Origin of the sequence: Pseudomonas asturiensis, assembly GCF_900143095.1 — a bacterium.
Lineage (GTDB): Bacteria > Pseudomonadota > Gammaproteobacteria > Pseudomonadales > Pseudomonadaceae > Aquipseudomonas > Aquipseudomonas asturiensis.
This window is the reverse complement of sequence record NZ_FRDA01000006.1, coordinates 349281-361794: the sequence shown is the minus strand read 5'-3', so window position 1 is coordinate 361794 and position 12514 is coordinate 349281. Positions and strand designations below refer to the sequence as shown.

General features: G+C 61.0%; 11 protein-coding genes. 7 read left to right on the top strand and 4 right to left on the bottom strand.

The window, feature by feature from the left end:
• On the top strand, positions 1–814 hold an 814-nt coding region (locus BUB69_RS13900), incomplete at its 5' end, for a pyridoxal-phosphate dependent enzyme (protein ID WP_245825283.1).
• A 71-nt stretch (positions 815–885) separates the two neighbouring features.
• A complete protein-coding gene (locus tag BUB69_RS13895) occupies positions 886–1314 on the top strand; it encodes a DUF2269 family protein (RefSeq protein ID WP_073167631.1) in 429 nt (142 codons plus the stop codon).
• Positions 1315–1326: 12 nt separating this feature from the next.
• Here BUB69_RS13895 and BUB69_RS13890 read toward each other — a convergent pair whose 3' ends face one another.
• On the bottom strand, positions 1327–1983 hold the full coding sequence (locus BUB69_RS13890; protein ID WP_073167628.1) for a histidinol-phosphatase: 657 nt from the start codon (positions 1981–1983) through the stop codon (positions 1327–1329).
• A 142-nt stretch (positions 1984–2125) separates the two neighbouring features.
• On the opposite strand from BUB69_RS13890, the gene BUB69_RS13885 reads away from it, so the two are divergent.
• Entirely contained in the window at positions 2126–2605 is a 480-nt protein-coding gene (locus BUB69_RS13885) for an RNA pyrophosphohydrolase (protein WP_002555745.1), read from the top strand.
• A gap of 21 nt (positions 2606–2626) precedes the next feature.
• Positions 2627–4906 carry a phosphoenolpyruvate--protein phosphotransferase gene (gene ptsP, locus BUB69_RS13880; protein WP_024685190.1) on the top strand — a complete coding sequence of 760 codons (2280 nt, stop codon included), beginning with the start codon at positions 2627–2629 and terminating at the stop codon, positions 4904–4906.
• Positions 4907–5252: 346 nt separating this feature from the next.
• Here ptsP and BUB69_RS13875 read toward each other — a convergent pair whose 3' ends face one another.
• Complete coding sequence (locus BUB69_RS13875) at positions 5253–5999, bottom strand: NRDE family protein (protein WP_073167625.1); 747 nt, start codon at positions 5997–5999, stop codon at positions 5253–5255.
• 126 nt (positions 6000–6125) lie between these two features.
• Here BUB69_RS13875 and lgt point away from each other — a divergent pair, with 126 nt between their 5' ends.
• Positions 6126–6938, top strand: a complete 813-nt coding sequence (gene lgt / locus BUB69_RS13870; RefSeq protein ID WP_073167623.1) for a prolipoprotein diacylglyceryl transferase — start codon at positions 6126–6128, stop codon at positions 6936–6938.
• A gap of 51 nt (positions 6939–6989) precedes the next feature.
• Complete coding sequence (locus tag BUB69_RS13865) at positions 6990–7961, top strand: thymidylate synthase (protein ID WP_073167620.1); 972 nt, start codon at positions 6990–6992, stop codon at positions 7959–7961.
• Positions 7962–8049: 88 nt separating this feature from the next.
• On the opposite strand, the gene BUB69_RS13860 is transcribed toward BUB69_RS13865, so the two are convergent.
• Complete coding sequence (locus BUB69_RS13860; RefSeq protein ID WP_073167617.1) at positions 8050–9048, bottom strand: GGDEF domain-containing protein; 999 nt, start codon at positions 9046–9048, stop codon at positions 8050–8052.
• A gap of 135 nt (positions 9049–9183) precedes the next feature.
• A complete protein-coding gene (gene desA, locus BUB69_RS13855; protein ID WP_073167613.1) occupies positions 9184–10368 on the bottom strand; it encodes a delta-9 fatty acid desaturase DesA in 1185 nt (394 codons plus the stop codon).
• Positions 10369–10524: 156 nt separating this feature from the next.
• On the opposite strand from desA, the gene dibA reads away from it, so the two are divergent.
• Positions 10525–12456 carry a phosphodiesterase DibA gene (gene dibA / locus BUB69_RS13850; RefSeq protein WP_073167610.1) on the top strand — a complete coding sequence of 644 codons (1932 nt, stop codon included), beginning with the start codon at positions 10525–10527 and terminating at the stop codon, positions 12454–12456.
• Positions 12457–12514: the final 58 nt, after the last annotated feature.

Sequence of the window (12514 nt, the reverse complement as noted above, 5' to 3'; positions counted from 1 at the left end):
GGCGCAGATCGGTCATCACACCTTCGAGGTCTGCCGCCATTACGTGGACGAAGTGATCACCGTCAGCACCGACGAGATCTGCGCGGCCATCAAGGACATCTACGACGACACCCGTTCCATCACCGAACCGTCCGGCGCGCTGGGCGTGGCCGGGATCAAGAAATACGTCGAGCAGCGCGGGATCAGCGGCCAGACCCTGGTGGCGATCGATTCCGGGGCCAACGTCAACTTCGACCGCCTGCGTCACGTGGCCGAACGCGCCGAACTGGGCGAAGGCCGCGAGGCGATCATCGCCGTGACCATCCCCGAGCAGCCGGGCAGCTTCAAGGCGTTCTGCGAGGCCATCGGCAAACGGCAGATCACCGAATTCAACTACCGCTACCACACCGACCGTGAAGCCCACATCTTCGTCGGCGTGCAGACCCACCCGGAGAATGATCCGCGCCGCGCGCTGATCGCCAGCCTGACCGGGCAAGGTTTTCCGGTGCTGGACCTGACCGACAACGAACTGGCCAAGCTGCACATCCGCCACATGGTGGGCGGGCACGCCGAGCGGGTCAGCGATGAAGTGGTGCTGCGCTTCGAATTCCCCGAGCGTCCCGGCGCGCTGTTCGACTTCCTCAACCGCCTGGGCGGACGCTGGACGATCTCGATGTTCCATTACCGCAACCATGGCGCAGCGGATGGACGGGTGGTCGCAGGGTTGGTGGTGCCGGAGGACGAGCGGCACCTGGTAAACCAGGCGCTGACCGAGATTGGTTATCCCTACTGGGATGAAAGCGAGAACCCGGCGTATCGGTTGTTTTTGGGCTGACGCCTGGCGCCTGACCCCGCAGGACGAACTGCTAGACTCAACTTGCCCCGATTCAAGAGGAAGACCCTGTAATGGAACCCGTCACGGCCCTGAAAACCCTGCACATTGCTGCGCTCACGCTACTGCTGCTCAGCATTCTGTTGCTGGCCAGCGGCGTCATCAAGGTGCGTCTTGAGGGGGATGCGACCATTCAGATGCGCCTGCTCAAGCGCCCGCTGCTGTTTTTCTGGCTGCTGATGGCGGTGTGTCTGGCGATTCTGCCGTTCAGCGGCTGGTGGCTGGTGCACACCGTGGGGTTATCGCTGGGTCAGACCTGGGTGCTGGGCAGCAGCGTGCTGTACACCGTGGGCCTGTTCAGTTGGGTCTGGCTGGTGACGAGGCTCAACCGTTTGCGCCTGGGCGGCACAGCCGGCAGGCGTGGTTTCACGCTCGCCCTGGCCGTTGTCAGCGGCGTGTGTTTCGTGGTGATCGCCGGTTTGATGGGCTTCAAACCGGCGTGATCATCGACGCAATCAATTGCGCAGCGTAATCACCGGCCAGCCGCGTTGCTCGGCTTCGGCGCGCAGCTTCGCGTCAGGATCGACCGCCACCGGATTGGCCACCTGCTCCAGCAGCGGCAGGTCGTTCATCGAGTCGCTGTAGAAATAACTGTCTTCCAGGCTGAACGCATGCTCCTGCAGCCACAGATTGAGGCGCGTCACCTTGCCCTCGCGAAAGCACGGAATGCCCGTGGTGCGGCCGGTATAACGGCCATCGACCATTTCGCATTCAGTGGCCAGCAGCGTTTCAATCCCCAGTCGCTCCACGATGGGCGCGGTCACGAAGCGGTTGGTCGCAGTGATCACCACCAGCTTGTCGCCCGCCTCGCGGTGCTTGCCAATCAGCTCCATGGCCTTGGGCAGCATCATCGGTTCGATGCAATCGCGCATGAACTCGCGGTGCCATTGCGCCAACTGATCCATCTCGGTCGCCCCGAGAATCTCCAGCGTGAAGTTCAGGTAGTCGGTCATGTTTAACGTGCCGGCCAGATAATCCTGATAGAACTCATCGTTGCGTGTCTTGTAGGACGCGGTATCAAGGATGCCACGTTGGCACAGATAATCGCCCCAGGCGTGATCGCTGTCGCCACCCAGAAGTGTGTTGTCGAGGTCGAATAAAGCCAGGCGCATGCGGTTACTCGCTGAATTAGCTGAAAAAAGAGCCCCAGAATACGAGGTTTTCACAAGTCTTCACATAAGGTGATAAGCCTCGTTGCTGGTTTGATCGCCTTTGTGGAACAATGCGGCGACATGCGTCTGCGAGGTTGTTGCCGTGATCGACCCCGATGGTTTCCGTCCTAATGTCGGGATTATTCTGACAAACGATGCCGGTCAGGTCCTATGGGCCCGACGCATCAATCAGGACGCCTGGCAGTTTCCACAAGGGGGAATCAACCCACAGGAGACGCCGGAAGACGCGCTGTATCGTGAGTTGAATGAAGAAGTCGGGCTCGAACGACACGATGTGCAAATACTTGCCTGCACTCGGGGCTGGTTGCGTTATCGTCTGCCGCAACGACTGGTGCGTACCCACAGCCAACCGCTGTGCATCGGCCAGAAGCAGAAGTGGTTTCTCCTGCGCCTGATCTCCAACGAGCAGCGGGTGCGGATGGATTTGACCGGGAAACCGGAGTTCGATGGCTGGCGCTGGGTCAGTTATTGGTATCCGTTAGGCCAGGTGGTGACATTCAAGCGCGAGGTGTATCGACGCGCACTCAAAGAGCTTGCCCCGCGCCTTTTATCGCGCGACTGACACGGAGTTCGACCCCGAGCCATGCTCAATACGCTGCGCAAGATCGTCCAGGAAGTTAACTCCGCCAAGGATCTCAAGGCGGCGTTGGGCATTATTGTGTTACGCGTCAAGGAGGCCATGGGCAGCCAGGTCTGCTCGGTCTACCTGCTCGATGCCGAAGCCAACCGTTTTGTGCTGATGGCCTCCGAAGGCCTCAACAAACGGTCTATCGGCAAGGTCAGCATGGCGCCGAACGAAGGCCTCGTGGGTCTGGTCGGTACGCGCGAAGAACCGCTGAACCTTGAAAACGCAGCCGATCACCCCCGTTATCGCTACTTCGCCGAAACCGGTGAAGAGCGTTACGCATCGTTCCTCGGCGCGCCGATCATCCACCACCGCCGTGTAGTCGGGGTGTTGGTCATCCAGCAAAAGGAGCGTCGCCAGTTCGACGAGGGCGAAGAAGCCTTTCTGGTCACCATGAGCGCGCAACTGGCGGGCGTTATTGCCCATGCTGAAGCCACTGGCTCGATCCGCGGTCTGGGTCGTCAGGGCAAGGGTATTCAGGAAGCCAAGTTCGTCGGCGTGGCCGGTTCGCCCGGCGCTGCAGTCGGCGTGGCCGTGGTCATGTTGCCGCCTGCCGACCTGGAAGTGGTGCCGGACAAGACGGTCACGGACATCGCAGCGGAACTGGCGCTGTTTCAGAATGCGCTGGAAGGCGTGCGCAATGACATGCGCACCCTGTCCGCCAAGCTCGCCACGCAGTTGCGCCCTGAAGAGCGCGCCCTGTTCGACGTCTACCTGATGATGCTCGACGATGCGTCCCTGGGCAGCGAAGTCACCAACGTTATCAAGACCGGCCAATGGGCGCAGGGCGCGTTGCGCTCGGTGGTCAACGAACACGTCAAACGTTTCGAGCTGATGGACGACGCCTACCTGCGCGAGCGGGCGTCGGACGTCAAGGACCTGGGCCGCCGTCTGCTGGCCTACCTTCAGGAAGCGCGGCAACAGGCGCTGGTCTACCCCGACAACACGATTCTGGTCAGCGAAGAGCTTTCCCCGGCCATGCTGGGCGAAGTGCCGGAAGGCAAGCTGGTCGGTCTGGTCTCGGTGCAGGGTTCGGGTAACTCCCACGTGGCGATTCTGGCCCGGGCCATGGGCATTCCGACGGTCATGGGCCTGGTGGACTTCCCGTACTCCAAGGTCGATGGCATCGACCTGATTGTCGACGGCTACCACGGCGAGGTGTTCACCAACCCCAGCGACATCATGCGCAAGCAGTTCGGCAAGGTGGTCGAGGAGGAGCGACAGCTTTCCCAAGGCCTCGATGCGCTGCGTGAGCTGCCGTGCGTGACACTCGACGGCCACCGCATGCCGCTTTGGGTCAACACCGGCCTGCTGGCCGACGTGGCGCGGGCGCAACAGCGTGGGGCCGAAGGTGTTGGCCTGTATCGCACCGAAGTGCCGTTCATGATCAACCAGCGCTTTCCCAGTGAAAAAGAGCAACTGGCGATCTATCGCGAACAACTGGCCGCGTTCCATCCGCTGCCGGTGACCATGCGCAGCCTGGACATCGGTGGTGACAAGTCGCTGTCGTATTTCCCGATCAAGGAAGACAACCCGTTTCTGGGCTGGCGCGGCATTCGCGTCACCCTCGATCACCCGGAAATCTTCCTGGTCCAGACCCGCGCCATGCTCAAGGCCAGCGAGGGCCTGAACAACCTGCGCATTCTGTTGCCGATGATCTCCAGCACCCATGAGGTCGAAGAGGCACTGCACCTGATCCACCGCGCCTGGGGCGAGGTGCGTGACGAAGGCACCGACGTGCCGATGCCGCCGGTGGGCGTGATGATCGAAGTCCCGGCAGCGGTCTACCAGACCCGCGATCTGGCCCGTCAAGTGGACTTCCTGTCGGTCGGCTCCAACGACCTGACCCAGTACCTGCTCGCTGTCGACCGCAACAACCCACGTGTGGCCGACCTCTACGATTACCTGCATCCGGCGGTGCTGCAGGCGTTGCAAAGCGTGGTGCGTGACGCTCACGCCGAGGGCAAGCCGGTCAGTATCTGCGGTGAAATGGCCGGTGACCCTGCAGCGGCCGTGCTGTTGATGGCGATGGGCTTCGACAGCCTGTCGATGAACGCCACCAACCTGCCGAAAGTGAAGTGGATGCTGCGTCAGATCAATCTCAGCAAGGCCAAGGATTTGCTGGCGCAACTGATGACCAACGACAACCCGCAAGTGATCAGCAGCTCGCTGCAACTGGCGCTGAAGAACCTGGGCCTGTCGCGGATGATCAACCCGGGGTCCGTGAAGGGGCACTAGGGTCTATTGATCGTCTGATCGCTCCGCTCCTGCGTGGTACGCCGCCCAAGGCGCTCCGCGTCCGCTCTCGAGTGTGATGCGGAGCGACGGGCATGATCAGTATCGAGGCAGACTTGTGTACAGCAGTGATCTTCAGGAAAAGCCTTATTAAACAACCTGTTAAACACTGACGAAGCTCAATGTGTGGGAGCGGACTTGTCCGCGAAAAGGCCGGTACATCCGATGCAGATTCAGTCGCTGAAATACTGCATTCGCGGACAAGTCCGCTCCCACGACGCGCGGTGTTTGCTGCGCGACAGCGCTACGTCGAGGATGTGGCGGAGCCTCCCAAGGCGCTCCGCATCTGCTAAACCCTCAGTTCAACTTCACCCAACTGTCCACCCTGCGGCCCGAAGCTGTGTTCGATCATCTGTCGCGTGCCGTCAGCATTGACGATCAGTACGGTGCTGGCGCGGGTGCCATAGTTGGGGCTGGCGATGAATACGCTGGACAGCAGCTTCTCGGTCACCAGGCCAACCCCCGTTTCAGGCAGCTCAGTGTCGGCGGCGGGCTCGGCATCGCGCAGCAGCTTCAGCAACGCCTCAGGCTGCGGGTCATCCAGCTGCGCCGTCAGCGCTGCCCTGGCCTTGAGCAGCTTGGGCCAGGGTGTGTCCAGTCCTGCATTGGACAGCCCGTACACACCTTCACCCAGTAACCGAGGCATCGGGTCGGCCGAGTTCAGGAAATACAACTGCCTTGCGTCACCCGCCAGCAGGTTGAATCCAGCGTACTCACCCGCCCTCACAGCCATTTCGGCCACGTAATCGTCAGGTGATTGCTCGCCCGCCAGAAACTTCGCGACCAGCTCGCCCCGGGAGCGAAGGCCCAGCGTCTGGCCCGGATCACGAATATTGGTCACAGCGGCAAAGCGCCCCTGAGCACTGATGCCCATCCAGGTGCCACCTGCTTCGAGGTCCCGGCCTGCATAGAGGTTCGGCATGTCTTCCCACTGGCTCAGTGGCCGGGTAGGCCGGGCATAGAATTCGTCACGATTGGCCGCCACAATCAGCGACTGAGCCTTGGACGGGCGCCAGGCGAATACGATCAGACACATTCGGTTCTCCTTTTTCCTGAACTGTACGCAGCTTTGATCGGTGTCTGCTAGAGCAACCGGCCGGGGTCCGGTAACATGCCCGCCTGATTCAGTCGCCCGCAAGGGCGTTCCAATTGAGGATTCGCAATGCTGCCTTACCCGCAGATTGACCCGGTGGCTGTCGCCATCGGCCCGCTGCAAATTCACTGGTACGGTTTGATGTACCTGGTCGGCATCGGCGGCGCCTGGCTGCTGGCTTCGCGTCGCTTGAACGCGTTCGACCCGACCTGGACCAAGGAAAAGCTTTCCGACCTGATTTTCTGGCTGGCCATGGGCGTGATCGTCGGCGGACGGCTGGGCTACGTGTTGTTCTACGACCTGTCGGCCTATATCGCCAATCCGTTGCTCATCTTCGAGGTGTGGAAGGGCGGCATGGCGTTCCACGGTGGCTTTGTCGGTGTCATGATCGCGGCCTGGTGGTTCGGCAAGCGCAACGGCAAAAGCTTCTTCCAGCTGATGGATTTCGTCGCACCACTGGTGCCGATTGGTCTGGGCGCCGGACGCATCGGCAACTTCATCAACGCCGAATTGTGGGGCAAGCCGACCGACGTGCCGTGGGCCATGGTGTTCCCGCCGTTCAGCGACCCTGCGCAGCTGGCGCGCCATCCGTCGCAGCTGTACCAGTTCGCGCTGGAAGGTGTGGCACTGTTCATCATTCTCAATCTCTATGCGCGCAAACCTCGCCCGACCATGGCCGTTTCCGGCATGTTCGCGTTGTTTTATGGCATTTTCCGTTTCGTGGTCGAGTTCGTCCGCGTGCCGGATGCACAGCTGGGCTATCTGGCGTGGGGCTGGGTCACCATGGGTCAGATCCTGAGTCTGCCGATGATCATTGCCGGTCTGTTCCTGATCTGGCTGGCCTACAAGCGCGCTCCCGCAGCGACCAACGCAGCGGTCTAACACCGAAACGCCGGGAAACACGCCCGGCGCTTTCACCAATGCAGGTGATTTATGAAGCAATATCTGGAACTCGTCGCTCACGTGATCAAGCACGGGACGTTGCAGTCCAACCGTACGGGCGTGAACACCATCAGCTTTCCGGGTGCGATGCTGCGTTATGACTTGCAGGAAGGTTTCCCGGCGATCACCACGCGTCGCATGGCGTTCAAGTCGGCCATTGGCGAGATGGTCGGTTTCCTGCGCGGCGTGAGCAATGCGGCCGAATTTCGCGAACTGGGCTGCAAGGTCTGGGACCAGAACGCCAACGAAAACGCTCAGTGGCTGAACAACCCGTTCCGTAAAGGCGAAGACGATCTGGGCGAGGTATATGGCGTGCAATGGCGCAAATGGCCCGCCTACAAGCGTATCGATGCGGCCAATGTCGCGGCTATCGAGCTGGCGCTCAGTCAGGGTTATCGGCAGATTGCCGAGTCCGAAGAAGACGGCCAGGCGTTCGTGGTGCTGTACAAGGCCATCGACCAGATTCGTCAGTGCGTCGACACCATCATCAACGATCCGGGCAGTCGCCGGATTCTGTTCCACGGCTGGAACTGCGCACAGCTCGATGAAATGGCGCTGCCGCCGTGCCATCTGCTCTACCAGTTGCACCCGAACCCGCAGACGCGTGAAATCTCGCTGACGCTCTACATTCGCTCGAACGATCTGGGTCTGGGCACACCGTTCAACCTCACCGAGGGCGCTGCCTTGCTGAGCCTGATCGGCCGCCTGACAGGCTACACACCGCGCTGGTTTACCTATTTCATCGGCGACGCCCACGTCTACGAGAACCATCTGGACATGCTCAACGAGCAGCTCACCCGCGAGCCGTTCCCGATGCCGAAGCTGAAAATCTCTGACCGTGTGCCGGAGTTTGCCAAGACGGGTGTGTATCAGCCGGAGTGGCTGGAACTGATCGAGCCGTCGGATTTCTCGCTGGAAGGCTACGAGCACCACCCGGCGATGACGGCGCCGATGGCGGTTTAGGCTTTACACGAAAAAGTGGCTGTGTTCGCCGACTTTTAGCACAGCGCCCAAGCCCTGATGATCGTTCCCGCGCGTGGGAGCGATCAGGTCAGGCCAGTACGATCTGATTCTTGCCCTGACGCTTGGCCTGGTACATCGCAGCGTCTGCGCGGCCGTAGAGAGCTTCCAGGCTGTGGTCGTCCTTGCTGAGGTTGGTCAGGCCCTGGCTGGCGGTGATGCTGAAGGTGCTGTTGCCGCACTGGAAGCTCTGGCGCTGGATCTCACGTTGCAGGCGCTCGGCGATCTGCATGGCCATTTCCGGGGCACAGCCGGGGAACACTGCCGCGAATTCTTCGCCACCAATGCGTCCAAACAGGTCCGCACGCCTGAGGGCAGAGCGACCGCTTTCCGCAATCCGTTGCAGTACAGTGTCGCCTTCCTGGTGCCCGTAGGTGTCGTTCACCAGCTTGAAGTCATCGATGTCCAGCAACAGAAACGCCAGCGGCGTGCCATTGAGGCGCGCCAGTTCGAACTCCCGCTGCGCGCATTCGAAGAAGTGCCGACGGTTGCTGCTCTGGGTCAGCACATCGGTGGTTGCCAGGCGCTGCAGTTCGTCTTCGAGGTGCTTCTTTTCGGTGATGTCTTCGGCGATGCCTACCACGATCAGGCGCTGGGCATCATCGGCCTTGCGGCTGACAAAACACTTGTCGCTCAGCCAGCGCACCTCGCCGTCGGCGCGGATGATCCGGTACTCGCGGTCTTCAATGGCGCCCTTTTCGATCACTTCGCTCAGGCTGCGCTCGGCATAATTGAGATCGTCCGGGTAGATGCTGTCGCGCCACTCGCTGTAATCCGCCAGCAGCAGCCCCGCAGAGCGTCCAAAGATGCGCTCGTAGGCAGGGCTGACATAGATCATGCGCTGGGTTTCCCAGTCGAACGCCCACAGCACCGCATTGACGCTGACGAGCAGCGAGCTGAACAGTTGTTCGCGTTCGCTCAGCCGCGCCACTTCGGCCTGCGCGTGCATCAGGGCCAGTAAGGTCTCTGCGGCAGCGGGCATTTCGGGGATGGGGGCGTCGGGTGAAACGGTAGGGCTGTGCTTATCCATAGGGCGATGTCTCAAACGGCGTACGGCAGGTGCCGCACCCTTTCCCGATCATGTATGGGAAAGAGAATGAGAGGCTTTTTTAGGCGGTAAGTTCCGAAAACGGCGCGCCAGCAGGGGGCGCGCCGATCAATGGTGTCAGGCCTGAGCCGGACGCAGCGAATAGGTTTTCAGCTGGTCGGCGAAGTCGCGCAGTGACTGAATGCCGCTGGCTTCGGCCTCATGTATCCACTCTTTCATGGCAGACAACATGTCGTGACCGTTGCTGCTGGTCTTGGCCCAGATCTGCTGCAATGCCAGGCGTTTTTCGTAGATCACCTTGAGGGCATGGCTGTGTTCCAGCATGGTCTGGATGCGCAGGTGGTGCTTGTCGTCCAGCAGGCTGGTCTCGCGCGATAGCAGGCGCTTGGCGCGATGGAACTGGTGACGGACCGACGCGTCGGCCTTGGCCAGCTCTTGAGTGACCAGCGGGCCGATCACGACATTGCGGTACTGGGCCATGATCTGGAAGCGGTTGTTGAGGATCGCCATCGCGGTGTCCATGTCCAGATGACCCTTGCCTTCAACCCGGTGGGCGATGGGCGCGACACGCTGAACCTTGGCCAGACGCAGGAAACTGAACACCTGGATCCACGCCCAGCCCATGTCGAACTCCCAGCGCTTGACCGACAGCTTGGCCGAGTTGGGGTAGGTGTGGTGGTTGTTGTGCAGTTCTTCGCCACCGATGATGATGCCCCACGGCACCAGGTTGGTCGCCGCATCACGGCATTCGAAGTTGCGATAACCCACCGCGTGACCCAGGCCGTTGACCACGCCTGCCGCCCAGAACGGAATCCACATCATCTGGATGGCCCAGACCGTGATGCCGATGGCGCCGAACAGCGCCAGGTCGATGACCGCCATCAGGGCGATACCCAGCAGCTTGTAGCGCGAGTACAGATTGCGCTCGATCCAGTCCTCCGGGCAGTTCTTGCCGTAGATACGCAGGGTGTCCTGGTTCTGGGCTTCTTCGCGATACAGTTCGGCGCCCTTGCGCAGAACGGTCGACAGCCCTTTGACGACCGGACTGTGCGGGTCATCGACGGTTTCGCATTTTGCGTGATGCTTGCGGTGGATGGCGGTCCACTCGCGGGTGTTCTGTGCTGTGGTCAGCCACAGCCAGAAACGGAAGAAGTGCTTGAGCCCCGCATTGAGTTCCAGGGAGCGGTGAGCTGAGTAGCGGTGCAGATAGACCGTGACGCCGACAATGGTCACATGGGTCATGGCCAGGGTGACTGCTATTACCTGCCAGACGGAAAGGTCGAGCAAACCGTTGTACCACATAGGCTGTTTGGCCCTCGAAAAGATACGCGTGAAGAAAAAAGTAACAAACGCATTATCACTGACATCCCACAGAAAACCAGTCACGCTTTTAGATAAGAGTCGCAGGATGTTTCTTGTTCTATAATCCCTGGCTTTCGTAAGGTTGTCAGTTTTCTTATGACGCAATCAACGTCCGGCGCGCTGCGGACCGCCATTCTTTATGGCCTGCTGTCCGTTGTGTGGCTGGTGGCCTGCGACGGCCTGCTGCCGAGTCTTATCGAAGATCCGGCCCAATTGGCCATCGCTCAGCGGACAGGCGGTTATGGATGGGTCTTGCTGAGCGCGGTCATGCTCTTCGTTGCGCGTGACCGTTTGATGAAGGCCATTGGCGGCAAGGCACAGGCCGAGCGTCGGCAGGAAGACCTTGACCGGCTGCGGCTGGCGGCAGCGGTGTTCGACAGCACCCTTGAAGGGGTGTTGGTCACCGACGCCCAGGGCCGGATCGTTCACGTCAACCGTGCCTTTGTGGACATCACCGGCTATCAGCCGGAGGAGGTGCTGGGTTTCAACCCCAGCACGTTCAAGTCCGGCCGACACGGCCCTGAGTTCTACCGGCAGATGTATCGCTCGATTCTCAGTGCCGGACAGTGGAGCGGCGAAATCTGGAATCGGCGCAAAAGCGGAGAGGTCTATCCGCAGTGGCAGACCATCCGCAGCATCAAGGGCGACGATGGCCAGCCCCGGCATTTTGTCGCGGTATTCTCCGACATGACCGCGATCAAGCGCTCGGAGCGTGAACTGGCGCAACTGGCCCATTACGACGCCTTGACCGGCCTGCCCAATCGCTTGTTGCTCACCGACCGTATCAGCCAGGCGCTGGTGTCCGCGCGCTCCAGCAAGCGCGGCTGCGCGTTGCTGCTGATCGATCTTGATCATTTCAAGATCATCAACGACAGCCTGGGTCACAGTGCCGGCGATGAACTGCTCCGGGCCGTGGCCGAACGCCTCAATGGGCTGCTGGAGAGTGACATGACTCTGGCGAGGCTGGGCGGCGACGAGTTTGCCTTGCTGGCCAGACACTGCCAGCAGATGGTGCAGGCGGCGGCGCTGGCGCAGCAGGTGATCGAATTGATGAAAGCCCCGTTCGTCATCGACGGCCAGCCACTGTTCATCAGTGCCAGTCTGGGCATCAGTCTGTTTCCCGGTGACGCGCTGACTGACGGGCAATTGCTGCGCAATGCCGATTCCGCGCTGTTCAAGGCCAAGAGTAACGGGCGCGATGGCTATGCGCTGTATACCGAAGAGCTGACGGCCCACGCCCGCCAGCGGGTGCAGTTGGCCAGCGAGTTGCGTCGCGCCATCGAACAGCAGGAATTGCGCGTGTTTTATCAGCCGGTTCACGACCTTGCTACGTGCCGGATCGTGGGTGTCGAGGCGCTGGTGCGCTGGCAGCATCCTTCACGCGGAATGGTTTCACCTGCCGAGTTCATTCCCATCGCGGAGCAGAGCGGTTTGATCGCCGATATCGATGCCTGGGTGCTGGACGCCGCGTGCCGACAGATGCAGCGTTGGCTGGCGTCCGGTGCAGCGGTCAATTTCGTTGCGGTGAATGTCTCCAGTCGGCTGTTCAGTCAGGGCGATCTGGATCACCAGGTGGCGCGCGTCCTGCGTGATACGGGCCTTGACCCCGCCTTTCTAGAGCTTGAAGTGACGGAAAGCGCGGTCATGGATGACCCGGAACAGGCAATTGAGCAGTTGCATCGTCTGCGCGAACTGGGCCTGAGCCTGGCCATCGATGACTTCGGCACCGGTTATTCCTCGTTACTCAGGCTCAAGCGGATGCCGGTCCAGAAACTGAAAATCGACCAGGGTTTCGTGGCCGGGTTGCCGGGCGATGAGGACGATATCGCGATTGTCCGGGCGGTCATCGGGCTTGCCGGCAGCATGAACATGCGCGTTCTGGCCGAAGGCATCGAGCAGGCAGATCAGGCGGCCTTCCTCCTGGACAATGGCTGCGAGCTGGGTCAGGGCTACTGGTTTGCGCGGCCCATGCCGCCTGAATCGATTGACTGGACGCACGCCCCGGCCTTCGTTGCCGCCACCCTCTGACTGTCTGGAAGCGCCAGAAACACAGGTTTGCGGGGCGTGCAACGCGCTGCGCCGATGC

What these genes read in the sequence shown, in the direction of transcription:
- BUB69_RS13895 (WP_073167631.1), top strand. Translation starts at nt 886, where the DNA reads ATGGAACCCGTCACGGCCCTGAAAACCCTGCACATTGCTGCGCTCACG.
- BUB69_RS13890 (WP_073167628.1), bottom strand. Translation starts at nt 1,983, where the DNA reads ATGCGCCTGGCTTTATTCGACCTCGACAACACACTTCTGGGTGGCGAC.
- ptsP (WP_024685190.1), top strand. Translation starts at nt 2,627, where the DNA reads ATGCTCAATACGCTGCGCAAGATCGTCCAGGAAGTTAACTCCGCCAAG.
- BUB69_RS13875 (WP_073167625.1), bottom strand. Translation starts at nt 5,999, where the DNA reads ATGTGTCTGATCGTATTCGCCTGGCGCCCGTCCAAGGCTCAGTCGCTG.
- lgt (WP_073167623.1), top strand. Translation starts at nt 6,126, where the DNA reads ATGCTGCCTTACCCGCAGATTGACCCGGTGGCTGTCGCCATCGGCCCG.
- BUB69_RS13865 (WP_073167620.1), top strand. Translation starts at nt 6,990, where the DNA reads ATGAAGCAATATCTGGAACTCGTCGCTCACGTGATCAAGCACGGGACG.
- BUB69_RS13860 (WP_073167617.1), bottom strand. Translation starts at nt 9,048, where the DNA reads ATGGATAAGCACAGCCCTACCGTTTCACCCGACGCCCCCATCCCCGAA.
- desA (WP_073167613.1), bottom strand. Translation starts at nt 10,368, where the DNA reads ATGTGGTACAACGGTTTGCTCGACCTTTCCGTCTGGCAGGTAATAGCA.
- dibA (WP_073167610.1), top strand. Translation starts at nt 10,525, where the DNA reads ATGACGCAATCAACGTCCGGCGCGCTGCGGACCGCCATTCTTTATGGC.